The sequence below is a fragment of the Geodermatophilus sp. SMS 5-13 genome (assembly GCF_059428245.1).
Map to the genome: position 1 here is coordinate 1,259,065 of NZ_CP165729.1, position 24,770 is coordinate 1,283,834.

At 74.1% G+C, this 24,770-nt stretch carries 27 protein-coding genes; 7 read left to right on the forward strand and 20 right to left on the reverse strand.

Annotation, left to right across the window (positions count from 1 at the left end):
* Positions 1–76: 76 nt before the first annotated feature.
* The 7 genes from AB3388_RS06210 to AB3388_RS06240 all read right to left on the reverse strand — a co-directional run bounded on the left by AB3388_RS06210 (position 77) and on the right by AB3388_RS06240 (position 7,987).
* Entirely contained in the window at positions 77–1,732 is a 1,656-nt protein-coding gene (locus AB3388_RS06210) for a GMC family oxidoreductase (protein ID WP_495409888.1), read from the reverse strand.
* The gene (locus AB3388_RS06215; RefSeq protein ID WP_495409889.1) at positions 1,729–2,352 is read right to left on the reverse strand and encodes a gluconate 2-dehydrogenase subunit 3 family protein; all 624 of its coding nucleotides are present in this window, start codon (positions 2,350–2,352) and stop codon (positions 1,729–1,731) included. The genes AB3388_RS06210 and AB3388_RS06215 overlap by 4 nt, the downstream gene beginning before the upstream one ends.
* Positions 2,352–2,780: a hypothetical protein gene (locus tag AB3388_RS06220; RefSeq protein WP_495409890.1), complete on the reverse strand. Its 429-nt coding sequence runs from the start codon at positions 2,778–2,780 to the stop codon at positions 2,352–2,354. Before AB3388_RS06220 ends, AB3388_RS06215 begins: the two co-directional genes overlap by 1 nt.
* 1 nt (position 2,781) lies before the next feature.
* Positions 2,782–4,578, reverse strand: coding sequence for a thiamine pyrophosphate-requiring protein (locus tag AB3388_RS06225; RefSeq protein ID WP_495409891.1), 1,797 nt, complete (start codon positions 4,576–4,578; stop codon positions 2,782–2,784).
* A 23-nt stretch (positions 4,579–4,601) separates the two neighbouring features.
* On the reverse strand, positions 4,602–6,452 hold the full coding sequence (locus AB3388_RS06230) for a glycoside hydrolase family 15 protein (protein ID WP_495409892.1): 1,851 nt from the start codon (positions 6,450–6,452) through the stop codon (positions 4,602–4,604).
* 212 nt (positions 6,453–6,664) lie between these two features.
* Positions 6,665–6,934 carry a flagellar FlbD family protein gene (locus AB3388_RS06235; RefSeq protein WP_495409893.1) on the reverse strand — a complete coding sequence of 90 codons (270 nt, stop codon included), beginning with the start codon at positions 6,932–6,934 and terminating at the stop codon, positions 6,665–6,667.
* A gap of 141 nt (positions 6,935–7,075) precedes the next feature.
* A complete protein-coding gene (locus AB3388_RS06240) occupies positions 7,076–7,987 on the reverse strand; it encodes a siderophore-interacting protein (RefSeq protein ID WP_495409894.1) in 912 nt (303 codons plus the stop codon).
* A 99-nt stretch (positions 7,988–8,086) separates the two neighbouring features.
* Between AB3388_RS06240 and AB3388_RS06245 the strand changes: the two genes are divergently transcribed.
* From AB3388_RS06245 to AB3388_RS06270, 6 genes are read left to right on the forward strand one after another with little or no spacing between them, the layout of a single operon-like run.
* Positions 8,087–9,094 carry an iron-siderophore ABC transporter substrate-binding protein gene (locus AB3388_RS06245; RefSeq protein ID WP_495409895.1) on the forward strand — a complete coding sequence of 336 codons (1,008 nt, stop codon included), beginning with the start codon at positions 8,087–8,089 and terminating at the stop codon, positions 9,092–9,094.
* A 2-nt stretch (positions 9,095–9,096) separates the two neighbouring features.
* Positions 9,097–10,146: a FecCD family ABC transporter permease gene (locus AB3388_RS06250; RefSeq protein ID WP_495409896.1), complete on the forward strand. Its 1,050-nt coding sequence runs from the start codon at positions 9,097–9,099 to the stop codon at positions 10,144–10,146.
* Positions 10,143–11,192 (forward strand): FecCD family ABC transporter permease, encoded by a 1,050-nt coding sequence (locus AB3388_RS06255; protein ID WP_495409897.1) that lies wholly within the window; start codon positions 10,143–10,145, stop codon positions 11,190–11,192. Before AB3388_RS06250 ends, AB3388_RS06255 begins: the two co-directional genes overlap by 4 nt.
* Positions 11,189–12,025: an ABC transporter ATP-binding protein gene (locus AB3388_RS06260; protein WP_495409898.1), complete on the forward strand. Its 837-nt coding sequence runs from the start codon at positions 11,189–11,191 to the stop codon at positions 12,023–12,025. The genes AB3388_RS06255 and AB3388_RS06260 overlap by 4 nt, the downstream gene beginning before the upstream one ends.
* Complete coding sequence (locus AB3388_RS06265; RefSeq protein ID WP_495409899.1) at positions 12,022–12,978, forward strand: ABC transporter substrate-binding protein; 957 nt, start codon at positions 12,022–12,024, stop codon at positions 12,976–12,978. The genes AB3388_RS06260 and AB3388_RS06265 overlap by 4 nt, the downstream gene beginning before the upstream one ends.
* 10 nt (positions 12,979–12,988) lie before the next feature.
* Positions 12,989–13,771 carry an isocitrate lyase/PEP mutase family protein gene (locus AB3388_RS06270; protein ID WP_495409900.1) on the forward strand — a complete coding sequence of 261 codons (783 nt, stop codon included), beginning with the start codon at positions 12,989–12,991 and terminating at the stop codon, positions 13,769–13,771.
* 61 nt (positions 13,772–13,832) lie between these two features.
* On the opposite strand, the gene AB3388_RS06275 is transcribed toward AB3388_RS06270, so the two are convergent.
* Positions 13,833–14,972: an acyltransferase family protein gene (locus AB3388_RS06275; protein WP_495409901.1), complete on the reverse strand. Its 1,140-nt coding sequence runs from the start codon at positions 14,970–14,972 to the stop codon at positions 13,833–13,835.
* A 341-nt stretch (positions 14,973–15,313) separates the two neighbouring features.
* Between AB3388_RS06275 and AB3388_RS06280 the strand changes: the two genes are divergently transcribed.
* A complete protein-coding gene (locus tag AB3388_RS06280) occupies positions 15,314–16,015 on the forward strand; it encodes a response regulator (RefSeq protein WP_495409902.1) in 702 nt (233 codons plus the stop codon).
* A 120-nt stretch (positions 16,016–16,135) separates the two neighbouring features.
* Here AB3388_RS06280 and AB3388_RS06285 read toward each other — a convergent pair whose 3' ends face one another.
* The 12 genes from AB3388_RS06285 to ypfJ form a co-directional block, all read right to left on the reverse strand.
* A complete protein-coding gene (locus tag AB3388_RS06285) occupies positions 16,136–16,861 on the reverse strand; it encodes a response regulator (protein ID WP_495409903.1) in 726 nt (241 codons plus the stop codon).
* On the reverse strand, positions 16,855–17,310 hold the full coding sequence (locus AB3388_RS06290) for a hypothetical protein (RefSeq protein ID WP_495409904.1): 456 nt from the start codon (positions 17,308–17,310) through the stop codon (positions 16,855–16,857). Before AB3388_RS06290 ends, AB3388_RS06285 begins: the two co-directional genes overlap by 7 nt.
* A gap of 30 nt (positions 17,311–17,340) precedes the next feature.
* Positions 17,341–17,514, reverse strand: coding sequence for a hypothetical protein (locus AB3388_RS06295; protein ID WP_495409905.1), 174 nt, complete (start codon positions 17,512–17,514; stop codon positions 17,341–17,343).
* A complete protein-coding gene (locus AB3388_RS06300; protein WP_495409906.1) occupies positions 17,511–18,140 on the reverse strand; it encodes a signal peptidase I in 630 nt (209 codons plus the stop codon). The genes AB3388_RS06295 and AB3388_RS06300 overlap by 4 nt, the downstream gene beginning before the upstream one ends.
* A 30-nt stretch (positions 18,141–18,170) precedes the next feature.
* Positions 18,171–18,791 (reverse strand): TasA family protein, encoded by a 621-nt coding sequence (locus AB3388_RS06305; protein WP_495409907.1) that lies wholly within the window; start codon positions 18,789–18,791, stop codon positions 18,171–18,173.
* Positions 18,792–19,004: 213 nt separating this feature from the next.
* Positions 19,005–20,264, reverse strand: coding sequence for an ATP-binding protein (locus AB3388_RS06310; protein ID WP_495409908.1), 1,260 nt, complete (start codon positions 20,262–20,264; stop codon positions 19,005–19,007).
* The gene (locus tag AB3388_RS06315; protein WP_495409909.1) at positions 20,261–20,641 is read right to left on the reverse strand and encodes a response regulator transcription factor; all 381 of its coding nucleotides are present in this window, start codon (positions 20,639–20,641) and stop codon (positions 20,261–20,263) included. Before AB3388_RS06315 ends, AB3388_RS06310 begins: the two co-directional genes overlap by 4 nt.
* Positions 20,642–20,731: 90 nt before the next feature.
* Complete coding sequence (locus AB3388_RS06320) at positions 20,732–21,406, reverse strand: DUF3618 domain-containing protein (protein WP_495409910.1); 675 nt, start codon at positions 21,404–21,406, stop codon at positions 20,732–20,734.
* Positions 21,407–21,428: 22 nt separating this feature from the next.
* Positions 21,429–21,977: a phage holin family protein gene (locus AB3388_RS06325; protein ID WP_495409911.1), complete on the reverse strand. Its 549-nt coding sequence runs from the start codon at positions 21,975–21,977 to the stop codon at positions 21,429–21,431.
* Between the two features lie 3 nt (positions 21,978–21,980).
* On the reverse strand, positions 21,981–22,847 hold the full coding sequence (locus AB3388_RS06330) for a hypothetical protein (protein WP_495409912.1): 867 nt from the start codon (positions 22,845–22,847) through the stop codon (positions 21,981–21,983).
* A gap of 202 nt (positions 22,848–23,049) precedes the next feature.
* The gene (locus tag AB3388_RS06335; RefSeq protein ID WP_495409913.1) at positions 23,050–23,829 is read right to left on the reverse strand and encodes an enoyl-CoA hydratase/isomerase family protein; all 780 of its coding nucleotides are present in this window, start codon (positions 23,827–23,829) and stop codon (positions 23,050–23,052) included.
* On the reverse strand, positions 23,830–24,753 hold the full coding sequence (gene ypfJ / locus AB3388_RS06340) for a KPN_02809 family neutral zinc metallopeptidase (RefSeq protein ID WP_495409914.1): 924 nt from the start codon (positions 24,751–24,753) through the stop codon (positions 23,830–23,832). It lies immediately after the preceding gene.
* Between the last annotated feature and the right edge of the window lie 17 nt (positions 24,754–24,770).

Genomic DNA, 24,770 nt, shown 5'->3' on the forward strand with positions numbered 1-24,770 from the left:
ACGACCCCCCGGGGACTTTCGGCGCCGAAAGTCCGGTGCGCCGCAGGGACTTTCGGCGCCGAAAGTCCGGTCCGGGTCACGACGCCACCTCGTGTCCGAGGCCGGAGCGGGCGCCGGCGGCCAGGCGGTCGGCCGCCCGCGCCGCCAGCGCCATGATCGTCAGCGCCGGGTTGGCCGAGCCCTGCGTGGGCAGCACGCTGCCGTCGACGACGTGCAGCCCGGCGACGCCGAAGGCGCGGTGGTCGGCGTCGACCACGCCGTCCTCGGGGCGGGCGGCCATCCGGGCGCCCCCGACCAGGTGCGCGTAGCGCTGCACCGTCATGAGCTCGGTGGCGCCGGCCGCGGTGAGGATGCGCTCCATCGACTCCTGGGCGGCGGCCAGGAGCCGCCGGTCGTTGTCGCACTGGCTGTAGGAGACGTGCGCCACCGGCAGGCCGTGCCGGTCGGTCTCGTCGGCGAGCGTGACCCGGTTGCCCGGCCGCGGCAGGAACTCGCAGAGCGAGCCCAGGGTCGCCCAGTGCACGTAGTCGCGCAGGTACTCGCGCAGCGACGGGCCCCAGTGGCCCTGCGCGACGACGTGCTCGGCCCAGGTGATCGGCAGCGGGCTGATCGTCTGGATCGACCAGCCGCGCCGGTACGGCTTGCCTGGGTCGGTCTCGTAGAACTGCTCGCTGCTGACCTCCGGCGGCGGCGCCTTGTACATGCGCACCTCCTCGGCGAACCGCCCGGCGGTCTGCGGCGCCCCCTGGACCATCAGGTAGCGGCCGACCTGGTCGTGCTCGTTGCCCAGCCCCTGGGGGAAGCGGGGCGTGGCCGAGAGGAGCAGCAGCCGCGGCGTCTCGATGCTGTAGCCGCAGACGGCGACCGCCCGCGCCCGCTGCCGCAGCTCCCGGCCCTGCCAGAAGTAGGTCACGCCGGTGACCCGGCCGCTGCGGTCGTCGACCAGCACCCGGCTGACGTGGCAGTCCGGGCGGATCTCCGCGCCGTGCGCCAGCGCGTCCGGCACGTGGGTGATCAGCGGGCTGGCCTTGGCGTTGACCTTGCAGCCCTGCAGGCAGAAGCCGCGGTAGATGCAGTGCGGCCGGTTGCCGAACCGGCCGTTGGTGATCGCGACCGGGCCGACCCGCGCCTCGATGCCGGCCAGCCGCGCGCCGCGCAGGAAGACCAGCCCGTTGCCGCCGACCCGGTGCGGCGCGTGCGGATAGCGGTGCGGATCCCCCCACGGCCAGTCCTCGCCGGCCACCGGCAGCTCCACCTCGATCTGCTCGTAGTACGGCTTGAGGTCGGGGTAGGAGATCGGCCAGTCCGCGCCGACGCCGTCCTGGCTCCGCGTGCGGAAGTCCGACGGGTGCAACCGGGGCGTGTAGCCGGCGTAGTGGACCATCGAGCCGCCGACGCCGCGGCCGGAGTTGTTGCTGCCCAGCGGCACGGGGTCGGCGCCGCCGATCTGCCGCGGCTCGGTCCAGTACAGCCCGTGCGAGCCGCGCTCGTCGCTGACCCAGTCGCGGTCGGGGTCCCAGAACGGGCCCGCGTCCAGGCAGACGACCCGCCAGCCGGCGCGGGCCAGCCGCTGGGTGAGCACCGAGCCGCCGGCGCCGGCACCGACGACAACGAGGTCGACCTCGTCGTCGCGGTCGAACCGGCGCATGCCGGCGCGCAGCCGGTGGTTGGTGCGGCTGCCGTCGTTGGGCACCAGCCAGGCCGACTCGTTGCGCGCCCGGACGGCGTTCACCGTGGGTCCCCCGCGTCGGCGACCTCCCACCGCTCCCGCGCGTCCAGCCCCGGGTTGAGGTAGCCGCGCGGGTAGGCGGGGCCGGGGAAGCCGATCTCGTTCCACGCCCAGGGGTGGGAGTAGAAGGCGGTGCACGCGTAGCGGGTCCACAGGCTCCAGACGTGGGCGGCGGCGTAGCCCTGCCACCTGTCGGCCTGCCGCACCTCGTCGACCAGCGACGCCTGCTCGCCGGCGGCGAGGTCGGCGAAGCTGCAGCCGAAGCGGCTGTGCGCGGCCTTGTCGAGCGCGGCGAGGGTCTCCCGCCACGCCTGCGCGTCCTCGGGCAGGTCGTCGTGGTGCCAGCCGTCGGTCTCGCCCACGGCCAGCCGGCGGTCGACCATCTCCAGCACCGGCACCCGCGGTTCGCCGTCCTGGCCGAGCAGCAGGTCCAGCAGCGGGCGCGCGACGGCCAACTCGGGAGGGGTGAAGAAGGACAGCCCGGTCGGGTGCGAGAGCCGCTCGAGCACCGCGCCGGCGGTGACGTCGTCCCACGCGTCGACCGAGTCGAGGACGTCGAAGCCGGGGAAGCGGCCCTGCCCCTGCGGGGTGACCGCGTGCTGGTGCGGTGGGCGGTAGGGCATCAGCGCCGTCCCTCCCGCCGCAGGACGGCGGCCAGCAGCCCCATGCCGCCGACCAGCGAGGCCAGCAGCGGCGCGAACGGCGGCGGCCCGGACTCGACGTTGTAGCGGGTGATCCCGCCGGGTCGCTGGGCGATGCCCCGCCAGTGCAGGTAGGTGCCCTGCAGCCCGTTGACCACGATCGCGGCACTGGTCAGCGGCAGCACCGTGCGCGCCGCCCGCTCCGAGAAGACGGCGGCGACCCCGGCGGGCACGGCCGTGGGCATCACCACGACGGGCCACCACATGACCTTGTTGCCGAAGCTGGCGCCGTCGTGGGAGAAGAAGATCTCCCCGGCGGTGACCGCGGCGCCGGCGGCGGTCAGGGCCGACAGGGTCCGCTCGAAGCGCCCCGTGCGGACGTCGCGGACGGCGGTGGACAGCAGCCCCATGTCAGTCGCCGTCCTTGCTGCCGGGCAGGTACTGCTGCACCTTCTGCTTGATCCCCTGCTTGATGAACCCGGCGGAGTCCTCGTCGCCGTGCAGCACCGCCGAGGCGGTCGCCTTCACCTGCTCCCAGGTCGCGTGCGGGGGGATCGGCGGGACGTCGGGGTCGCAGCGGACGTCGAGCACGGTCGGCCGGTCGGCGGCGAGCGCGGCGTCCCAGGCCGGGCCGACCTCGTCGGTCTTCTCCACGTTGATGCCCTGCAGCCCGATCGACCGGGCGAAGGCGGCGTAGTCGACGTCGGGCAGGGTCTGCGACGCCGCGAACTTGGGCGCGCCCTCCATGGCCCGCATCTCCCAGGTCACCTGGTTGAGGTCGTCGTTGTGCAGGACGGCGACCACCAGCCGGGGATCGCCCCACTGATGGCAGTACTTGGCGGCGGTGATCAGCTCGGCCATGCCGTTCATCTGCATGGCGCCGTCCCCGACGATCGCGATCGAGGGCCGGTCGGGGTGCGCCCACTTCGCGCCGATCGCGTACGGCACGCCCGGGCCCATCGTGGCGAGGTTGCCCGACAGCGAGCCGCGGACGTCGCCGGTGAACCTCAGGTGCCGGGCGTACCAGTTGGCCGCGCTGCCCGAGTCGCTGGCCACCATCGCGTTCGCCGGCAACCGCGCGGAGAGCTCGTGCACGATCCGCATCGGGTTGATCGGGTCGGCGTCGGTCAGCGCCCGCCGCTCCGCGGTCTGCCACCAGTCGGCGACGTCGCCCTCGATCTTCTCCCGCCACGTGCGGTCGGTCTTGCGCTCCAACAGGGGGAGCAGCGCCCGCAGGGTGGTCCGTGCGTCGCCGACGAGGTTGACGTCGTAGGGATAGCGCATGCCGATCCAGGCGGCGGACCGGTCGATCTGCACGGCCTTGGCCTGGTCGAGGGCCGGGTAGAACTGCGTGTACGGGAAGTTGGAGCCGACGGTGAGCAGCGTGTCGCAGCCCATCATCAGCTCGTAGCTGGCCGTCGTCCCGAGCAGGCCGATCGAGCCGGTGACCCAGGGCAGGGTGTCGGGCAGCACGTCCTTGCCGAGGAGCGCCTTGGCCGCGCCGGCGCCGAGCAGGTCGGCGACCTCGGTCAGCTCGGCGGCACAGCCGCGGGCGCCCTGGCCGACCAGCAGCGCCACCTTCTCGCCCGCGTTGAGCAGGTCGGCCGCCTGCTGCACCGCGGCGGCGGCCGGGACCGGCGCGGAGTCGGCCGTGCCGACGCTGGAGGGCACCATCTTGAACGCGTGGCCGGGAGCGGTGTACTCGAGCTCGAGGACGTCGGAGGGGAAGATCAGGCAGGTCGGGGCCTGCGCGCCGACCGCGATGCGGATGGCGCGGTCGATCAGGTTGGGCAGCTGCTCGGGCACCGTGCACATCTGCACGTAGTCGCTGCAGACGTCCTTGAACAGGGTCAGCAGGTCGACCTCCTGCTGGTACGAGCCGCCCATCGCCGAGCGCGCGGTCTGGCCGACGATCGCCACGACCGGGACGTGGTCGAGCTTGGCGTCGTAGAGGCCGTTGAGCAGGTGGATCGCGCCGGGCCCGCTGGTGGCCGCGCAGACGCCGAACCCGCCGCCGAACTTGGCGAAGCCGACGGCCTCGAAGGCGGCCATCTCCTCGTGCCGGGCCTGCACGAACCGCGGGTCGTCGTCCGCCCGGCCCCAGGCGGCGAGCAGCCCGTTGATGCCGTCCCCGGGATAGCCGAAGACCTGCCGCACCCCCCACTCGCGCAGCCGGGCGAGCAGCACGTCGGCGACGGTCTGGGTCATGGCGAACTCCGTTCGATCGGGACTCAGCCCAGGGGCTTCTCCCCGCCCTCGGGACGATCGGTGCCGGACCGGCCGGCGGCGTGCGCCGGCCGGGAGCCGGAGAGGTGCCGGGCCGCGTTGACGACGCCGACGAGGCTGAAGGCCTGCGGCGTGTTCCCCACCTGCCGGCGCGCGCCGAGGTCGTACTCCTCGCTGAGCAGGCCGAGGTCGTTGCGCAGCCCGAGCAGCCGGGTGAACAGGTCCTCGGCCTCGCCGGTGCGGTCGATGCCGGCCAGCGCGTCGACCAGCCAGAAGCTGCAGGCGAGGAAGGCGCCCTCGTCGCCGGGCAGCCCGTCGACGCCCCCGTCGGCGTCGGGCCGGTAGCGCAGCACGAGGCCGTCCTCGGTCAGCTCCCGCTGCACCGCCTCGACGGTGCCGACCACGCGCGGGTCGCCCCAGTCGAGGAAGCCGACCCGGGGGAGGAGCAGCAGCGCCGCGTCGAGGCCGCGCGAGCCGTAGAACTGGGTGAAGGTGCCCCGGTCGGCGTCGTAGCCCTTGGCGCAGACGTCGTCGTGGATCTCCTGGCGCAGCCGCCGCCACCGGTCCACCGGCCCGTCGAGGCCGAACCGCTCCACGGCCTGGACCGCCCGGTCGACCCCCGCCCATGCCATGACCTTGGAGTGCACGAACGGCCGGCGCGGGCCGCGGACCTCCCACAGCCCGTTGTCGTCCTCGGCCCAGGCGCCCTCCAGGAAGTCCAGCAGCGCCCGCTGGAGCTCCCACGCGTCGTCCGTGCTGTGCAGCCCCGCCGCGCGGGCCAGGTGCAGGCCGTCGAGGGTCTCGCCCCAGACGTCGAGCTGGAACTGCTCGGCGGCCGCGTTGCCCACGCGCACCGGAGCGGCGCCCTGGTACCCGGCCAGCCAGGGGATCTCCTGCTCGGGGATGCGCCGGGCCCCGTCGAGCGCGTACATGATCCGCAGGTCGGCCGGGTCGCCGGCCACCGCGCGCAGCAGCCAGTCGCGCCACTCGCGGGCCTCCTGCAGGTAGCCGGTGCCGAGCAGCGCCTGCAGCGTGTAGCTGGCGTCGCGCAGCCAGCAGTACCGGTAGTCCCAGTTGCGGGAGCCGCCGAGCTGCTCGGGCAGCGACGTCGTCGCGGCGGCCAGGATGCCGCCGGTCGGGGCGTAGGTCAGCGCCTTGAGGGTGAGCAGCGCCCGGCGGACGGCGTCGTCCCAGCGGCCGTCGTAGTCGCACCGGCCCATCCAGCGGGCCCAGAACGTCAGGGTGTCGTCGAGGGAGCGGTCCGGGTCGGCCGGCCGCGGGTGCGGCAGGTGCGAGGCGGCGTAGGTGAGCACGAAGGGGATGCGCTCGCCGGCGCCGACCTCGAACTCGGCGTCGATGCGCTGGTCCTCGTCCGGCCGCCGGTTCCCGTGGCGCAGTCGCACCGGGCTGCTCAGCCAGACCGCGTGCGGGCCGGCGACCCCGGCGACCTCGCCGTCGAGGGTGCGCACCCACGGGGGGACGTTCCCGTAGTCGAAGCGCAGCAGCAGCTCCGTCCGCATCGGCACGCGGCCGGACACGCCCTCGACGATCCGGACGACGTCGGGCGCCTCGCCGCGCGGCGGCATGAAGTCCAGCAGCCGGACGGTGCCCTCGGGGGTCTCCCACTCCGTCTCGAGCACCAGCGACTCACCGCGGTACCGGCGCCGCGTGCACGGTCCGCCGGATGCCGGTGCGAGCAGCCACCGGCCGGCGCGCTCGTCGTCGAGCAGCGCGGCGAAGCAGGCCGGCGAGTCGAAGCGGGGCAGGCACAGCCAGTCGATCGACCCGTCGCGGCCGACCAGCGCTGCGGTCTGCAGATCGCCGATCAACCCGTAGTCCTCGATGGCCCCGGCCACCGGTCCTCCCTCGTCAAACCCCCGCCGGATCTCCTTGGGTTCTACAACTATTGGTGCACGCCAAGGGTATGCCCGTGCGGCGGCGCGCGCAGGTCGGCGCTCGGGCGTCGCCGGGCGGGTCCTCCGCCGGGCCGATCCCGTCGACGAGGGTGCCCGGCATCGCTGTGAGGTGGCTGAACGCCGGGTACGAAGTCGCTGGGTCTTCGGCCGGCTCAGCGCGATCGGCGCGGGGAGAACGGCACGATGCCGGCCCCGGTGACCTCCGCCCGCTGCGTCGGGGTGTCGATCAGCCGCCAGGCGCTGACCATGACCGCGGCCCGGTAGGCGCGCACCTTGTCGGCGACCTGGTCCGGCGACTCGGTGACGACGTACTTCGCGCCGTCGGTCAGGAACACGACCGTCTCCGGGTGTGCCTCGACGCGCTCGATGGCGGCCGGGTCCAGGCGGCAGCGTTCGCCGGTGGTGCGGGTGAGACCGATCATGAGCGGTCCCTTCTCGGTCGGCGGGGCAGCGGGCCCCGACGTCGCCCTGCGGTGGGCACCCGCCTCATCGGCGCCGGGCGGAGCGATCTCCAGCGGAACCGCGGAAAGATCCACTCGAACGGATCAGAACCCGGCGAGCACTCACACCGAGGCGCGACCGGCCTTCCAGTAGCCCATGAACGCCACCGCCGCCCGGTCCAGGCCGGTGTCGGCCAGCAGCCGGCGGCGCAGCGCGGTGACCATGCCCGCCTCGCCGGCCAGCCAGACGTAGTGGCCGGTGGCCGCCGCGGGGGTCTCCGGCACCTCCCACAGCGCGTGGTCGTACTCGGGGTCGGCCGGGGCCGCCGTCGTCTCGCCGGACAGCGGCGCGGCGGCGAGCACCGCGGCGCTCAGCCGCTCGCCGTGCGGCGCGGCGCCGGCCCGTGACCGGCGGGGGAGCCAGGTGACCTGGACGCCGGCGGGGGCGCGGACCGGGAGGACGTCCTCGACCGACGGCACCTCGAGGACGATGCGGCCGGTCGCGTCGGACGGCAGCGCCTCGCCGATCGCGCAGATCGCCGGCACCGCCGTCTCGTCGCCGGCCAGCAGCAGCCGCACCGGCCCGGCCGGCGGCCGCCACTCGATCCCGCCGGTGTCCCCGCCGTAGCGCGCGTTGGGGCCGATGAGCACGACCTCGTCACCGGCCCGCGCGGCCAGCGCCCACGCGCCGGCCGGCCCGGTGGGGCCCTCGTGCACCACGAAGTCGACGTCCACCTCCCGCTCGGCCGGCCGGGCCGCCCGCACGGTGTAGGTGCGGATCGGGTTGCGCCGCTCCTCCGGCAGCACCCGCCACTCGCCGTACCAGTCCGGCCCGGTCGGGCAGTCGATCAGGCCGCGGCCGGGCAGGGGGAGGAGCACCTTGATCCGCTGGTCGAGGCCGCCCGAGGCGAACTCGTCGAGGTCGGCGCCGCCGAAGGTGACCCGGACGAAGCCGGGGGTCAGCCGCTGGACGCGGACGGCGCGGACGGCGAACGGCCGGTAGGCCGGCACCGCCTCGACGGTCTGGACGGTCATCGGCGCTCTCCCCGGTGGTTGCGGACCTTGATCGAAGTTAGGCTAGCCTTCCCTCACTTGCGCGGGGAAGGCCTCGCGACGAGATCGAGGAGAACGTCGATGCGGATCCGTGCGACCGTGGCTGCGCTGGCGGCCCTTCCCGTGCTGGCCAGTTGCGGCAGCAGCACCGAGAGCGGGGGCGACGACGCCGGCACGGCCGCGTCCGGCGGCGCCTTCCCGGTCTCCATCGAGCACACCTTCGGGTCGACCGAGATCGAGCAGCAGCCCGAGCGGGTCGTCGTCCTCGGGTGGAGCGCGCAGGACATCGTCTACTCGCTGGGCGTGACCTCCGTCGGCATGCCGTCCTTCCCGTACGGCGGCGGGGACGACGGCGTCCTGCCGTGGGACGACGAGTTCTACGACCCGGAGCAGACCACCCTGCTCGACACCGCCGACGGCCCGCCGCTGGAGGAGATCGCGGCGCTGCGCCCCGACGTGATCCTCGCGCCGTACGAGGGCTTCGAGGAGTCGGTCTACGAGGACCTCCGCGGCATCGCGCCGACCGTCGCCTACCCGGGTGAGGCGTGGACGACGCCGTGGGAAGTGCAGACCCGCATGATCGGCGAGGCTCTCGGCAAGAGCGACGAGGCCGCGCAGCTCATCGACGACACGAACGCCGCAGTCCGGCGGATCGCCGACGAGCACCCCGAGTTCGCCGACCTGACGTTCGCGTACACCAGCATGGGGGCCGAGCGGCTCTCCCTCTACCTGGGCGCGGACCCACGCGTGCAGCTGGTCGAGAGGCTCGGCCTGACCCTCGACCCGAGCGTCGACACGCTGGCCGGGGGCGGGGACACCGGCACCTTCTTCTCGGAGATCTCGCTGGAGAAGGCGCCGGAGATCACCGCCGACGTCGTCGTGGGCTTCGCGGACGGGATCACCGCCGACGAGGTGAAGGCGCTGCCCGTGTACGCCCAGGTCCCGGCGATCCAGCGCGACTCGGCGGTGATCGTCGACGACCAGGAGGTCGCCGCCGGGATGAGCGCGGTCAGCGTGCTGTCGATCCCGTGGGTGCTCGACCAGCTCGTCGGCCAGTTGGCCACGGCCGCGCAGAACGCCGCGGCCTGACCGTGGTCCAGGCACCGGCGGTGCGGGCGCCCGCGCGGGAGGCGCCCGCGTCCCGGCGGCGCGCACTCCTGCACGGCGGCCTGCTCGCACTGCTGGTGCTGCTCGCGGTCGCGGCGGCGGCGAGCATCGCGATCGGCGCCCGCGCGATCTCCCTCGGCGACGTCTGGTCGGCGCTGTTCTCCCCGACCGGGTCGGACGACGACGTGGTGGTGCGGTCGCTGCGGCTGCCGCGCACCGGGCTCGGGCTCGCGGTCGGGATCGCCCTCGGCGTCGCCGGCGGGCTGATCCAGGGGCACACCCGCAACCCGCTGGCCGACCCCGGGCTGCTCGGCGTGAGCTCCGGCGCGGCGTTCGCCGTCTGCCTGGCCGTCTACGCCTTCGGCGTCACCTCGGTCACCGGCTCGGTGTGGTTCGCCCTCGCCGGGGCGCTGGTCGCCAGCGTCGTCGTCTTCGTGCTGGGCACGCTCGGCGAGGGCGGGGGGACGCCGGTCACCCTGGCCCTCGCCGGGGCGGCGGTGACCGCGCTGCTCTCCGCGCTGACCAGCGCGCTCGTGCTCAGCGACCAGACCACGCTGGACGCCTACCGGTTCTGGGTGGTCGGCTCGCTGGTCGGCCGGGGCGAGGACGTCGTCGTCCAGGTGCTGCCGTTCCTGCTCGCCGGCCTGCTGCTGGCCGCGCTCAACGCGCCCGCGCTCAACACCCTGCAGCTCGGTGAGGACGTCGCCCGCGGCCTCGGCCAGCGGATCGCGCTCGCCCGCGCCACCGGCATCGCCGCGGTCACCCTGCTCACCGGCGCCGCGGTCGCGGTCACCGGGCCGATCGCCTTCGTCGGGCTGGTCGTGCCGCACCTCGCCCGCACGATCACCGGCCCGGACCACCGCTGGCTGCTGCCCTACGCCGGCCTGCTCGGCGCGATCCTGCTGCTCGTCTCGGACGCCGCCGGCCGGCTGCTGGTCCGGCCCGCCGAGCTGCCGGTCGGGCTCGTGCTCGCCTTCGTCGGGGCGCCGTTCTTCATCGCCCTGGTGCGCCGCCGCAAGCTGGTGACCCTGTGACCCTCGCGATCCGAGCCGTCCGATTCGGGCCGGTCTCCGCCGCCTGGCGGCCGCGGGCGGTGGTCGTGCCGGTGCTGCTGGCCGCCGTCGTCCTGCTGCTGATGGCCGTCAACATCGGCCGGGGCGACTTCCCGCTGACCGTGCCGGAGGTGCTGCGGGTGCTCGCCGGCGGGGGCGCCGACGCCGACCGGTTCATCGTGCTGCAACTGCGGCTGCCCCGGTCGCTGACCGCCGTCCTGGTGGGGCTGGCGTTCGGCATGTCCGGGGCCCTCCTGCAGTCGGTGGCCCGCAACCCCCTGGCCAGCCCGGACATCCTGGGCATCGGCTGGGGCGCCTCGGCCGCGGCGGTCGCGGTCATCGTGGTCGGCGGGGGAGCGAGCGGCGCACTGGCGAGCGTCGGGCTGCCGATCGCCGCGCTGCTCGGCGGGCTGCTCACCGCGGCGGTGATCTACGCGCTGGCCTGGCGGCAGGGGGTGACCGGCTTCCGGCTCGTGCTGGTCGGCATCGCCGTCGCCGCGGTGCTCGCGTCGCTGACCAACTACCTGCTGATCCTCGCCGACATCACCGAGGCGACCCGGGCCACCGTCTGGCTCACCGGCAGCCTCAACGGCCGGGGCTGGGAGCACGTCGTCCCGGTCGGGATCGTCGTCGGGCTCGCGGCGCTGCTGTGCGTCGTCACGAGCCCGTCGCTGCGCGCCCTGCGGCTCGGCGAGGACAGCGCGCGGTCGCTGGGCATCCGGCTGCAGAGCGCCCAGGCGGGGCAGCTCGCGCTCGCGGTGGCGCTGGCCTCGGTGTCGGTCGCCGCCGCGGGGCCGATCCCGTTCGTCGCGCTCATCGCCCCGCAGGTGGCGCTGCGGCTGGTCCGCTCCGCCGGCCCGCCCGTGCTGGCCGGCGGCCTGCTCGGCGCGCTGCTGGTCGTCGGCGGGGACGTCGTCTCGCGGACGCTGCTGCCCGCCGAGCTGCCGGTCGGCATCCTCACCGCCGTCATCGGCGCCCCGTACCTCATCTACCTGCTCGCCCGCCGCACCCGGAGGACCGACGCATGAGCACTCTCACCGAGGCCGTCCCCGTGACCTCCCGGCTGGCCGCCCGCGGGATCACCCTCGGCTACGGCGAGCGCGTCGTCGTCCGCGACCTCGACCTCGCCGTCCCCGACGGTGCGGTCACCGCCGTCATCGGGCCCAACGGCTGCGGCAAGTCGACGCTGCTGCGCGCCCTCGGCCGGCTGCTGCGCCCGCGCGGCGGCGAGGTGCTGCTCGACGGCAAGCGGATCGACCGGCAGCCCACCCGCGAGGTCGCCCGGGTGCTCGGCATGCTGCCCCAGTCGCCGGTCGCGCCGGAGGGGATCACCGTCGCCGACCTGGTCACCCGGGGCCGGCACCCGCACCAGGCGTGGTTCCGGCAGTGGTCCCGGGACGACGAGGCGGTGGTGGCGCACGCCTTGGAGGAGACCGGCGTCCTCGACCTCGCCGACCGCCCGGTGGACGCGCTCTCCGGCGGCCAGCGCCAGCGGGCCTGGATCGCCATGGCGCTGGCCCAGGGCACCGACCTGCTGCTGCTCGACGAGCCGACGACCCACCTCGACCTCGCGCACGCCGTCGAGGTGCTCGACCTGGTCGACCGGCTGCACATCCGCGGCCGCACCGTCGTCATGGTGCTGCACGACCTCAACCTCGCCGCCCGCTACGCCGACCACCTGGTCGCGATGCGCGACGGGCGGATCGTCGCCGCCGGCCCGCCGCGCGAGGTGATCACACCGGACCTGCTCGCCGACGTCTTCGGCCTGCAGGCCGTCGTCCTGCCCGATCCGGTGTCCGACGGCGTGCTCGTCGTGCCGGTCGGGAGTTCCCGCACGTCCCGACTGCAAGGAGAAGCGTGATCGCGCACCGCCCCCTCCGGCTGGCCGCCCTGGTCCTGGCCGCCGCCCTGCCGCTCGCCGCCTGTGGCGGCACGTCCGCGGAGAAGGCGGCCGCCGGGTCGCCGGCACCCTCCGAGGGCGCCTTCCCGCGGACGGTGGAGCACGCGATGGGCTCGACGGAGCTCGCCGAGCGGCCGGAGCGGGTCGTCGTCCTCGACACCGGCGAGCTGGACTCCGCGCTGGCCCTGGGCGTGACCCCGGTGGGAGCGGTGACCACCGACGTGGCCTCCGGCTTCCTGAGCCATCTCGCCGAGGGCGCCGCCGGCGTCGAGCGGGTCGGCACCATCGGGGAGCCGAACCTCGAGGCGATCGCGGCGCTCCGGCCGGACCTGATCCTGTCGAACAAGGTGCGCCACGAGGAGCTCTACGACGAACTGTCGGCGATCGCGCCGACGGTGTTCGCCGAGCGGGTCGGCGCGGTGTGGAAGGACAACTTCCTGCTCGCCGCCGAGGCGCTCGGCCGCGACGAGGAGGCCGTGTCGGCGCTGGCCGAGTACGAGGTCCGGGCCGCCGAGCTGGGTGCGCGCCTCGGGGAGCCGCTGCCCACGGTGAGCCCGGTGCGCTTCGTCGCCGGCACCGTGCGGGCGTACACGCCGGAGTCGTTCCTGGGCACGGTGCTCGCCGACGTCGGGCTGCCGCAGCCGGAGCTGCCGGCCGGCGAGGTGCCGCAGTTCGCCGAGCTGAGCCCGGAGGAGCTGACGCTGGCCGACGCCGACGTCGTCCTCCACTCCTCCTACGGCGACGCGGCGGAGTCGGGCGAGGAGGCGGTCGTCGGTGGGCCGCTGTGGCCGCGGCTGGGCGCGGTCGAGGCGGGCCGGGCGCACGCGGTGGACGACGACGTCTTCTTCACCGGCATCGGCCTGACCGCGGCGAACCTGATCCTCGACGACCTCGCGGAGCTGCTGGCCGCCTAGGTTGTCGGTCATGCCGGATCTCGCCGCCCGCGCCCGCACGCTGCTCGACCTGCACACCGCGCCGGAGATCCTGGTGCTGGCCAACGTGTGGGACGTCGTCTCCGCGCGGGTGGTGGCGGCGACCGACGGGGTGCGGGCGCTGGCCACCGCGAGCCACTCGATCGCGGCGACCTTCGGCTACGAGGACGGCGAGAACATCCCGCTCGACCTGCACCTGGACATGGTCGCCCGCATCGCCGCGGCCGTGGACCTGCCGGTGACCATGGACTTCGAGGCCGGCTACGGCGACCCGGCGGAGACCGCGCGGCGGGCGATCGCGGCCGGCGCCGTCGGCGGCAACCTCGAGGACCGGATGCGGCCGCTGGACGACGCCGTCGCCGCGGTGGAGGCGGTCGTGCGCGCCGGCCGGGACGCCGGGATCGACTTCGTGCTCAACGCCCGGACCGACGCCTTCCTGCACGCCGGCCGGGACGCCGACCGGGGGTCGCTGGTGGCCGAGGCGGTCCGCCGCGGCCGGGCGTTCCTCGAGGCGGGCGCCCCGGTGGTGTTCGTCCCGGGCGCGGTCGACCGGGACGAGATCGCCGGCCTGGTCGACGGGCTCGGCCCGCGCAGGGTCAGCGTCATCGCGGTGCCGTCGGTGTCGCCGTCGGTGCGCGAACTGGAGGAGCTGGGCGTCGCGCGGGTCTCCACCGGCCCGTTCACCCAGCGGGTGGCGCTGACCGCGCTGCAGGACGCGACGGCGGAGCTGCTCGCCGGCGGCACGCTGCCGGCCGGCACGCGCACCCTGAACTGACGGTCCGGCGCGGTTTCGCGCGATCAAGCGCGCGTGCTTGATCGCGCGAAACCGCGGGAGGTCAGACGCCGACGAGGCGCGCGGGCAGCACCGGCCCCTCCAGCACGTGCGCATGGTGCGGCCGCTCGATCCGCGGCCGCACCGGCCGCGGCGCGGGGTCGGCGACCAGCTGCTGCGTCGGCGTCGCCGGCAGGATGCGGTCGCGCAGCGCGAGGGCCGGGCGCTCGACCAGCACCGTCGCGGCGATGCCGACCCCGATCGCGGCGCCGTACTTCACCGCCAGGGCTCCCGGCGTCGACGCCTCCCAGTCCAGCCCCAGCCGGCCGAGCGCGATCTGCGCCGCGAACACGTGCCAGATGTAGATGCCGTACGAGAAGCGGCCCAGGGCGGCCATCGGCGCGGTCACCAGGCGCAGCCGCGGCACCCAGGCCGCCTGGTACAGCAGCAGCAGGACGGCGGCCGCGGTCAGGTAGGCGACGGTGAAGCCGAGCGTGCTGCCGACCGCTCCGGACTTGCCGACCGTGGCGAGGAACCCGACCCCCAGCGCGGCGACGCCGAGCCACAGCCGGCGCCGCCGCAGCAGTGCCTCGAACCGCTCCGGCCAGCGCACGCTGACGACGGCGAGCAGCACACCGGCGGCCAGCGAGTCGACCCGGAAGTGCGTCCGCCACTGCAGCCGCGTCTCGCTGACCCCGGACAGGCTGCCGGTCACCCGGAACACCAGGGCCGCGACCAGCACCCCGACGAGGATCCCCGCGAGCAGCTTCAGCGACCCGCGGCGGCGGGCGAACACCGGGAACAGCAGCGCCAGCGCCAGGTAGAAGTGCTCCTCGACGGCCAGCGACCACAGGTGCGTCAGCGACGTGCCGGCGTAGTTCTGCACGTGCAGCGCGTTCTGCCACAGGTAGGAGCCCAGCGGCTCGGCGCCGAACAGCGCGTGCACCGCGAGGAAGAGGTACAGCACCGGCCAGAGCTTGAAGACGCGGCGGACGGTGAACCGCCGTCCGTCGAAGGTGCCGGTGCGGGCGTGCTCGCCGAGCACGATCCGGCCCATGAGGAAGCCGCTGAGCACGAAGAACAGGTCGACCCCGGCCCAGCCGAACTGCTTGCCCGGCCACTGCAGGACGTCGACGACGACGTTGCCGCTCGGGCCGCTGAAGTGCCAGCCGAGGGCGAGCACGATCGCGGTGCCCCGGACCACGTCCAGATCGAGGCGGCGGCTCTTTGCGCCCGCGGCCGGCGCGGTGCGGTGTCTCCGAAGCGAAGGCATCGTCTGTCGACGGTAGGGGCGGCCGCTGGCGCTCGCAGGGGAAGAGAGGAGCCGTCCAGTAGCTCTCCGTCATCCTCCCCGGTCGGTGGGCTCCCGATGTGACGCGTCTCATGTACCCGGCGGCCGCTCGTCGTATTCACCCGGACGGGGGAGGGGCGCCGGGTGACCGTCGTCCTCCCGCTCAAGCACGGACAGCGACCTGCCGATCACCCGAGCAGGTGACGCAGGACCGCCCTGCCTGCCTGCGACCGAGACGTGAGGAGGAGAGGTCGTTGCCCGAACAGTCCGTGCTCGTCGTCGAGGACACCGACGAGATCCGCGAACTCGTCGCGACGGTCCTCGGCAAGGCCGGGTTCGACGTCCGTGCGGTGAGCACGGGCGAGGAGGCCATGGCGGAGGTCCGCCGGCAGGCGCCCGACCTGATCGTGCTCGACCTCGGCCTCCCGGACGCCGACGGCACCGAGATCTGCCGCCAGGTGCGCGCCGAGACCGAGTGCTACGTCCTCATGCTCACCGCGCGCGCCGAGGAGGTCGACCTGCTGATCGGCCTCGCCGTCGGCGCGGACGGGTACATGGCCAAGCCGTTCTCGCCCCGCGAGCTGGTCGCCCGCGTGCAGGCGATGCTGCGCCGTCCGCGCGCCGTCGTCCCCACCCCGCGCGAGCCGATCGAGGAGACGGTGCGCCGGCTCGCCGAGCTCGAGGTGGACGAGGACAGCCGCGAGGTCCGGGTGGACGGCGCCGTCGTCGACCTGACCCGCACCGAGTTCGACCTGCTCGCGGCGCTGGCCTCACGACCGGGCCGGGTGCTCCAGCGCGAGACGCTGCTGCGCGAGGTCTGGCAGACCGACTGGGAGGGCAACCTCCGGCTGGTCGAGGCGCACATGTCCAACCTGCGCCGCAAGCTGCAGGCCGCCGGCCTCAGCTCGCCGGAGATCAAGACCGTCCGCGGCGTCGGCTACCGCCTCGTCGCCTGAGAGCGGGCCGCACACGCGAGCGGGCGCCGAGGTGGCCCCGTGCCCACCCCGACGCCCGTGTCGGCCCCGTCCCCGGTCCCGCCCTGAGCGTGCGAAGGGTGGGGAGGACGGGGTCCTCTCTCAGACGCTCGCCAGCAGGGCGCTGGTCGCGGACCGGCTCCCGCTGGTGGCTCGCAGGCTGAGCAGCTGCAGCTTCATCAGCCGGCTCTGCGTGACCACGCCGCGGCGGGCCTCGGCGGCGATGTCCTGGCACACCGTGGCGATCTCCGGATGGCCCAGCTGACCGCTGGCCCCGGCCAGGGTCTGCGCGGCGGACGCCACGGCCATGGCGTCGCCGGAGCGGGCGCCGTCGGTGATCAGCGACAGGCGGTGCGGCAGCGCGCTGACGTACATCTCCTGCAGCCGGTCCATCGTGTCGGCGTCGATGTCGGCCTGGTGCAGGTCCTCCACCTCGCGGACGACCCGCAGGTGCCGGGCCGGTGCGGCGGGCCGCGCGGTCCGGCTGCAGAGGAAGTCGATGAGGGCCCGCGGGTCGATCGGCTTGGCCAGACACCCGAGGGCGCCGGCGGAGGCGGCCGCGGTGCGGATCCGCTGGGTCGGGTCCGCGGTGACGACCAGGAACCGGGCGCGGGAGCCGGACCGTCGCAGCTCGGTCAGCAGGGCCAGGCCGCTCTCGGCGCGCAGGACCACCTCGGTGACGACCAGGTCGAGGTCGCGGCCGGCGGCGACGCGCAGCGCGTCCTCGGTGCTGGCGGCCTCGACGACCTGCCAGCCGCCGAGCCGGAGCAGGACGCCGACGCGGTGGCGGCCGTTGCGCGAGGGGTCGACGACGAGGGCGGTCAGCACTTGATGGCTCCAGACAGTCCGGACTCCTCGGTCCAGCCGTAGGAGGTGAGGGTGGTGACGCTGACGCGGATGTTCTGCGACGCGTAGTAGACGTCGTAGGTGCCGCTCAGCGAGGTGGTGGCAGCGTTCGTCTGGGCGACCGGGTACCGGGTCCCGTCGGCGAAGTAGGCCATCAGCACGTAGCCGGTGACTCCGCGCGAGGTGCTGGCGTTCCAGTCGACCTTCGCCTGCAGCATGGTCTTCCAGGACGCGGTGTTCGGGTCCCAGTTGGTGACGCACTTGGTGCCGGCGGCGCTCACCCCCGTGGGGGCCAGGACGTCGACGCTGCTGATGGCCATCGTCGGCGCGGAGGCGCTGTTGGAGAACTGGGCGTCGGCCGGGAGCACCGAGCCGAAGAGCACGGCGGCGGCGGTGCCCAGCAGGACGGCGGTGCGACGGATGCGGGTCATGGTCGGGTCCTCCCCTCGGATGCGGCTGGTTCAGTGGGTGCGGGAGCCGGAGGGTGTCTCCGGCAGGCGGTTCCAGAGCTCGGCGTCGAGGTCGACCTCGTGCAGGTCGTCGGCGTCGTGGATGGGGTCGAGGGCCGAGGAGGGGTGGGCCAGCCGCGCCAGCAGCCGCCGCACGCCGTCCTCGTCCAGGACGATGCGGGTCATTCGTCGTCCTCGTCGTCCTCGGCCGGCCGCCAGATGGAGAGGATCAGCCAGCCGGCGAGCAGCGCGGGGGCGCCGTAGATCAGCGCCTTCGAGACGACCGGGTCGCGCAGCACCTGGATGGCGTGCCCGAGCTCGGGGATCACGGCGCGCACCTGGTAGGCGGTGTCGCCCTGCAGCGTCGCCTTCCACGGGTCGGCCGCATTGTTCGCGTCGCCCTTGGTCTGGACGGTGATGCTGCCGTCGTCCCCGTGCTCGACCGAGATGACCCGGTGGGTGACGACCCGGTGGTCGTCGATCGGGATGTGGTAGCTGATCACCATGCCCTCGGTGACGTCCCCGATCTCCAGCGGAGTCGAGATGACGACGTCGCCCGGGTCGATCTGCGGCGACATGGAGCCGGTCAGCATCGTCATCGTGCGGTAGCCGAGGACGTGCGGGCCGACCGCCAGGATCGCGAACGCCAGCGCTGCCACGACGACCAGTCCGCGGACGAACCAGCGGGTGGTGCCGGCGAGCAGCGTGCGCGCCAGGTCGGCCCGGCGGGCGGTTGCGGGGGTGGTCGTCCCGACCTCCGGGGGCAGCGCGAGGGCTGCCCCCGGACGGCGGACGGGGAGCACGGCGGTCATCGGAGATCCCTAGGAGTCGTCAGACCGCGATCACTTGGCGGCAGCGGCGCGCTGCGTGCCGGTGAAGGTCAGGCTGAGCGAGGCGGTCTTGTTCTGGAACGTGTTGTCCGCCGACGTCGGCAGCGAGACCGAGAAGGCGAGGTAGTCCACGCCACCGGGGTTCAGGCTGGCCGGGCTCGACAGGGTGATGTTGCCGGCGGCGGCGGGGCCAGCGAACAGGCTGCGCTCGGTGCCGGAGCAGGTGTAGGCCGGCGCGGCCGGCGTCCCGCCCTGGGTCCAGGCCACGGAGCAGGCCTTGAGCGAGAGCTGGAGGCCGTTGATCGTGTCGGTGGTCAGGACGCTGGGCGTGCCGGTGGCCCCCGCGGTCAGCGTCACCGAGGACAGCGCCGTGCTGCCGTCGTTCGACAGGTTCACCGCGCGGGTGACCGAGTCGCCCGGGACGAAGTTCGGCGTGCTGACCGGGATCGCGTAGGACCCGGCCTGGGTCAGGTTGATGTCCAGGGTGCCGGTCTGGACCGTGGTCGCGACCGGGGTGGTGCTGTCGGTGAAGGTACCGAAGGTGCCGAGGCCGGCGACGGCGGCGGCGGTGCCGGCGATGGCCAGCGAACCGACGACCTTGCGGGTGGTGCTCCGGCGGGTCTTGCTGCTCATGTCCGTTCTCCCTGTGTCCGTGTCGTCGCAGGGCGTTCCCGGCGACAGGGAGAACTCTGAGCGGGCAACCGCAGGGCACCCGCCCGGAATCCGCAAGGAATCCGCAAGGCTCGTTCGGGAATCCCGCATGCGGGCCCGATCCAGGCGGTTCAGCCCCCAGCGAGGCGCTTTCGCGCGACAAAGCACGCGTGCTTTGTCGCGCGAAAGTACGGATCAGGCGGGGAGGGGCAGGGCGAGCGTGAAGGTGGTGCCCTCGCCCTCCACGCTGGAGAGCTCCAGCGTGCCGCCGTGCGCGGTGGTGATCGCCTTGGTGATCGACAGGCCCAGGCCGACGCCGGCGACGGCGGCGCGCCGCGCGGTGGAGGCGCGGAAGAAGCGGGTGAACAGCTTGCCCTGCTCGCCGGCGGGGATCCCGATGCCGGTGTCGCTGACCGACAGCTCCGCCACGCGGACGCCGTCGCGCGTGGCGGCGCGCAGCGCGATCGTCACCCGCCCGCCGGCGGGCGTGAACTTCACGGCGTTGGAGACGAGGTTGTCGCAGGCCTGGCCCAGGCGCATCGCGTCGCCCGAGACGACCAGCCCCTCCGCGGGGACGTCGACCCGCACGTCCACGCCCCCGGCCGCGGCGGTCACGCGGACGGTCTCCTCCGCGGCCCGGGCGACGGCGGCGAGGTCGACGTCCTCGGGGGTGAGCGTGAACCGGCCGGCCTCGACCTGCGCGGTGAACAGCAGGTCGCCGACGAGCGCGAGCAGCCGCTGCGCGTTGCGCTCCACGGTGCGCAGGTAGCCGGCCTGCGTGTCGGTCAGCGGCTCGTCCTCGTCGTCGAGGACCAGCTCGAGGTAGCCGAGGATCGACGTCAGCGGGGTGCGCAGCTCGTGGCTGATGAGGCTCACGAACTGGTCCTTCATGCGCTCGGTCGCCCGCGCCTCGGTGACGTCGGTGCCGACGAAGTTCCAGCCGGCCTGGACGCCGCGGTCGTCGGTGCGCGGCGTGATGGCCACCGAGACGGCGCGGTGGGTGCCGTCCGCGGCCACGTACGTCCAGTCGCGGACGTCGCTGCCGTTCTCCTGAGCGGCGTGCACGAGAGCCTCGATGCCGGCAGGGACGCCGGTCGCCTCGGCCGCCTCCTCCAACTCCTCGGGCAGGTGGAACTCGGTGATCGACCGCTGGCGGACGACGGCGGCCCGCGGCAGGCCGAGCATCCGCTCCGCGCCGGGGTTCCAGACGCGGACGACGCCGTCCCGGTCGGTGCCGATGATCGACTGCTCGGTGACCGCGTCGATGACGCTGGTCATCGTGCGCGCGCGGGCGCGCAGCATGCGGGTGGCGACCTCGAGCTCCTCGCCGCGGGTCTGCATCTGCGCGTGCAGGGTCGCCTGCTCGGCCTCCAGCCGCTCGATCTGCGCGGCCTGCCGGGCCACCGTGCGCCGCAGCTCGGAGATGACGTGCGTCGGGTTCGCCAGCTCGGTCATGCCGCGAGCTCCCGCACCCGGCCGACCAGCGCGGCGACGCCGAAGGGCTTGGCGAGGTAGGCGTCGGCACCGGCGGAGAGGCCGCGGGCGACGTCGTCGGCGGAGGCGCCGGCGGAGAGCAGCAGCACGCGGATGCCCGCGGTGGCCGCGTCGGCGCGCAGGGCGGTGCAGACCTCCAGCCCGGTGCGGCCGGGCATGGAGACGTCGAGAACGGCGAGGTCGGGGGCCTCGGCGCGGGCGGCGGTCAGCGCGGCGTCGCCGTCGGCGACGGAGGCCGCGACGGTGCAGCCGGCCTTGCGCACGGCCAGGCCGACGAGGGCGCGGATGTCCTCCTCGTCGTCGGCCACGAGCACGCGCGGCGCCGTCGGATCGTCCACGAGGAGGGCAACGGCGTCCGGACGGGGCGCCTGCAGCACGACGGCGCCGTCCCCACCCGGTCGGGTGAGGACGGCGCCGTCAGCGAGCGGTCAGTACGAGGTGCCGGACGAGTGGCTCTGCACCGTCTCCTTGGACTGCTGGGCCTGGCCCTGCACGTCCTGGGCGGCCATCTGGCCCTCCTCCTTGACCGTCTGGGCGGCGTCCTGGGCGGTGGCCTTCACCGACTCGACGGCGTCCTGCGCGGCCGGCTTGAGCTGCTCGCCCATCTGCTGCGCGGCCTCCTTGGCCGGTGCCAGCAGCGCGTCCTTGTTCTCGCGGACGGCCTGCTCGGCCTGCTGGGCCAGCTGCTTCTCCTTCTCCGAGGCGGGCAGCAGGCTCGAGACGAGCCAGCCGACGCCGAAGGCGATCAGCCCGGCGGCCAGGGGGTTGCCCTGGGTCTGCCGGACGACCATGTCCGGCGTCTCCTGCACCGTGCTGACGGCGGAGGACGCCGCGCTCTGCACAGAGTCGGCCGCGCTGGACGCGGCGTTCTGCACCGAGCCGGCCGCGTCCTGGGCCTTGTACTGCATGGACGAGGTCGTGTCCGAAGCGCTCCCCATCACCTTCTCCTTGGCCCGGGTGAAACGGCCCTTGGCGGCGGAGACCCGCCGGTCCATGACGCGGGCCGGGTTGACCTTCTCGTTGAGGGCGTCGACGTCGTAGCTCAGCTCGCGCCGCGTGTCCTCGATCTGCCGCCGGATGACGTCCGGGTCACTGCTGGTCATGTCTCGCTGCTCCTGAGTCTGATCAGTTCGGCTTGAGGGCACTGGGCACCTGCTGCAGCGTGTCCACGGTGCGTTCGGGCTTGGGGTTGACCTCGCGGAACTTCTTCCGGCCCATCACGAAGGCCACGGCCCCGATCACCGCCCAGATCACCGCGACGATCAGCGCGGACAGTCCGGCGTCGAGGACGTTCTCCAGCGCCCACCACAGGGCGAAGGAGAGGAAGAGCAGCACCATGTAGCCGGCGAAGCCCGCGGCGCCGAACATCCCGGCGCCCTGGCCGGCCTTCTTCGCCTCGACCTTGAGCTCGGCCTTGGCCAGCTCGAGCTCCTGGCGCATCAGTGTCGACAGGTCCTTGCTGACCTCACCGATCAGCTGGCCGACCGAGGTGCCCTCGACGTCGGGGCGGCCGGTCTCGGTCACCGGCGTGCCCAGGTTCCCGCTGTGGGCGCCGTAGGACTCCGGCGGCACCGCGTAGTTCGGGTCGGCGCCCTGATAACCGACGGTGGGGATGCCCTGCGTGTCGCCCGGGCGTGCCCCCGCGGCGGAGGCGCCGGTGTAGGGGGACGTCATCGATCACACCCCGCCCGGGCCGCGGTTCGGGTCGTCCCAGCCGGCCGGGGTGGTCGGCGGGACGGCGCTGCCGGCCGGGGGCACCGTGCCGTACGGCGGCGGCGGCAGCGGGGCCCCGCCGGCGGTGCCGGTGGTTCCGGTGGTGACCGTCTCGGTGTAGGTCGGCTCGGTGTAGGCCGGCTCGGCGTAGGTCGTCGTCTCGGTGGTGTACCCGGAGTAGGTCGGGGCCGGGTCCACGTAGTTGGACGTGTACCCGGTGTCGGCCATCCGGTACTGGCTGCCGGACGGGCCGTTGTCGGTGTGCGCGGCCTTGACGCCGCTGGTCAGCCGGCCGGCGGCGACGCCGAGCAGGGCGGCGCCGAGCAGGAAGGTGCCCGGCTTGCGGCGGGCGAAGCTGCGGACCTCGTCGAGGAGGTCGGCCGGCTCCCGGTTCTGCAGCTTGTCGGAGAAGGTCTCCATGTAGCCGGCGGCCTGGTGCAGCAGGTCACGGGCGGGGCCAGGGGCACCCTGGCTGGTGCCGTTGGCGAGCCCGCGCATCTCCTGGGCCAGCGACGAGAGGCCCTGGGCGGCCTTCTGCTGCTGGGTGATGGTCTGGTCCTTCAGCTGCGAGCGGCCCTGCTCGAGCAGGTCCTTGGCCTGCCGCTGGGTCTCCTGCGCGACCTCCTTGGCCTGGTCGGCGGCGGTCGAGGCGACCTGGCTGCCGGCCTGCTGGGCGGTCTGGCCCAGGTTCTTCGCCTCGTCCTTGGCGACGTCCGTCGTGGACGAGGTCCCGCCGACGCTGGTGGCTCCGCTGGTGCTCGTGGTGGTGCCCGTGGTCGTGGTCGTGGTTGCGGGCGGGGGCGGGAATGGGGCGTCGATGGAGTGAGTCATCGGGTCTCCTCGGCGGTCGTGTGGGGTCGCATCTGGCGCTACCCCGCAGTGGATCTCCCAACACGTGCCCCACCGGTCCGGACGGGGGCAGCAGGGGGTCACCGGGCGCATCCGTGCGCCGCGGGCGGGGGAGCGTCGTCGTGCGACGGGCTGCTACCCGGTAGCGCCCAACCGAAACGGAACCGACCAGCCGGGCGGCGGCTCAGCCGGCCCAGGGAAAGCGCGGGGACCGCCGCTCGGCGAAGGCGGCCACCCCCTCGGCGAGCTCGCCGCTCCTGATCGTCTCCCGGTACCAGCGGGCGACCTCGGCCTCGCCGTCCCGCCCGTCGGTCAGCGCGGCGACGACCTCCTTGGTGGCCCGCTGGCTCAGCGCCGAGCGCGAGGCCAGGACGTCGGCGAACCGGCTCACCTCGGCGTCCAGCTGGTCGGCCGGCACCAGCCGGTCGACCAGCCCGGCGCGCAGCGCGGTCGGCGCGTCGATCAGCTCGCCGCTGAACAGCAGGTACTTGGTCGTCGCGGGCCCGACCAGGTCGATCAGCGCCCGGGTGGACGCCGGGGCGTAGACCACGCCGACCTTGGCCGGGGTCACCCCGAACACGCCGGTCGGGTCGGTGAACCGCAGGTCGCAGGAGGCCGCGAGCTCCACGCCGCCGCCGATGCAGTGCCCGCGGATCGCCGCGACCGTCGGGTGCGGAAAGGCGCGCAGCGCCGCCTGGGCGGCCAGGTTGTCCCGGCGGACGGCGGCCATCGGGTCCTCGGCGTCGGGCCCGCTGAGCAGGTCGGCGATGTCGGCGCCGGCGCAGAAGCTCGGGCCCGCACCGGTGACGACGAGCACCCGGACGGCGCTGTCGCCCGCCAGGCCGGTGAGCAGGTCGGGCAGCGCCGCCCACATGCCCGCGGTCATGGCGTTGCGCTTGGCGGGCCGGTTGACGGTCAGGACCGCGACCGCGCCGTCCCGCTCGACGGTCAGCAGGTCGCTCACTCAGCCGAGGTTATTGGTCCCGAACGTGTCGCACTGGTCCGGGTCGCCGGTCTGCAGGCCGGTGGTGAACCACTTCTGCCGCTGCGCCGACGAGCCGTGCGTGAAGCTGTTCTGGTCCACCCGGCCGCCGCCCAGGTTGCGCTGGATGAAGTCGTCGCCGATGCGCGAGGCGGCGTCGAGCGCGCGGTCGACGTCGTCCTGGGTGAGGTCGGTGATCAGTGGCCTGCCCGTCTCGGTCGGCACGGTCGTGGCGTGGTTGGCCCAGACGCCGGCGTAGCAGTCGGCCTGCAGCTCCAGCCGCACGGACCCGCTGGTCGGGCCGGTGTCCCCGGGCTGCACCTGCGCGTTGGTGCCGAGCAGGTTCTGCACGTGGTGGCCGTACTCGTGGGCGAGCACGTAGGCGTCGACGAACAGCCCGCCCTGGGCGCCGAACTGGGTGCGCAGGTCGTCGAAGAAGGTCAGGTCGATGTACACCAGCTGGTCGGCGGGGCAGTAGAACGGCCCCGACCCGCTGGTGGCCCCGCCGCACTGGGTGTTCACCTGCCCGGAGAAGAACACGGCGTCGGTGCGCTGGTAGCGCCCGCTGAGGGTCTGCTCCCAGAAGTTCTGGATCGAGTTGATCTCGGCGACGGCGGCGCACTGCACGTCGCGGTTGGCGTCCTCACCGCTCCGGCAGTCCTGCTCGAGCTCGGTGTTGTCCGCCGAGCCGCCCTGGTCGATCGCCGGGAACCCGCTCACGGCGCCCGTGCCCGAGCCGCTGCCGCCGCCGAGCACGTTGATGAGGATGACGATGACGAGCCCGACCAGGCCCAGACCGCCACCGCCCACCGCGATGCCGCGGCCACCGAACCCCCCACCGCCGCCGCTGCCGCGGATGTCGGTGACGTCCGACGTGTCGAGGTCGGCACCCTCGTTGAACCTCATCTGCGCTGGCTTCCCGG

Coding starts and splice junctions, on each gene's coding strand:
- AB3388_RS06300 (WP_495409906.1), bottom strand. CDS start 18,140: ATGACCGCCGTGCTCCCCGTCCGCCGTCCGGGGGCAGCCCTCGCGCTG.
- AB3388_RS06305 (WP_495409907.1), bottom strand. CDS start 18,791: ATGAGCAGCAAGACCCGCCGGAGCACCACCCGCAAGGTCGTCGGTTCG.
- AB3388_RS06325 (WP_495409911.1), bottom strand. CDS start 21,977: ATGACGTCCCCCTACACCGGCGCCTCCGCCGCGGGGGCACGCCCGGGC.
- AB3388_RS06290 (WP_495409904.1), bottom strand. CDS start 17,310: ATGACCCGCATCCGTCGCACCGCCGTCCTGCTGGGCACCGCCGCCGCC.
- AB3388_RS06270 (WP_495409900.1), top strand. CDS start 12,989: ATGCCGGATCTCGCCGCCCGCGCCCGCACGCTGCTCGACCTGCACACC.
- AB3388_RS06330 (WP_495409912.1), bottom strand. CDS start 22,847: ATGACTCACTCCATCGACGCCCCATTCCCGCCCCCGCCCGCAACCACG.
- AB3388_RS06215 (WP_495409889.1), bottom strand. CDS start 2,352: ATGCCCTACCGCCCACCGCACCAGCACGCGGTCACCCCGCAGGGGCAG.
- AB3388_RS06260 (WP_495409898.1), top strand. CDS start 11,189: ATGAGCACTCTCACCGAGGCCGTCCCCGTGACCTCCCGGCTGGCCGCC.
- AB3388_RS06320 (WP_495409910.1), bottom strand. CDS start 21,406: ATGACCAGCAGTGACCCGGACGTCATCCGGCGGCAGATCGAGGACACG.
- AB3388_RS06245 (WP_495409895.1), top strand. CDS start 8,087: ATGCGGATCCGTGCGACCGTGGCTGCGCTGGCGGCCCTTCCCGTGCTG.
- AB3388_RS06235 (WP_495409893.1), bottom strand. CDS start 6,934: ATGATCGGTCTCACCCGCACCACCGGCGAACGCTGCCGCCTGGACCCG.
- AB3388_RS06240 (WP_495409894.1), bottom strand. CDS start 7,987: ATGACCGTCCAGACCGTCGAGGCGGTGCCGGCCTACCGGCCGTTCGCC.
- AB3388_RS06220 (WP_495409890.1), bottom strand. CDS start 2,780: ATGGGGCTGCTGTCCACCGCCGTCCGCGACGTCCGCACGGGGCGCTTC.
- AB3388_RS06310 (WP_495409908.1), bottom strand. CDS start 20,264: ATGACCGAGCTGGCGAACCCGACGCACGTCATCTCCGAGCTGCGGCGC.
- ypfJ (WP_495409914.1), bottom strand. CDS start 24,753: ATGAGGTTCAACGAGGGTGCCGACCTCGACACGTCGGACGTCACCGAC.
- AB3388_RS06225 (WP_495409891.1), bottom strand. CDS start 4,578: ATGACCCAGACCGTCGCCGACGTGCTGCTCGCCCGGCTGCGCGAGTGG.
- AB3388_RS06295 (WP_495409905.1), bottom strand. CDS start 17,514: ATGACCCGCATCGTCCTGGACGAGGACGGCGTGCGGCGGCTGCTGGCG.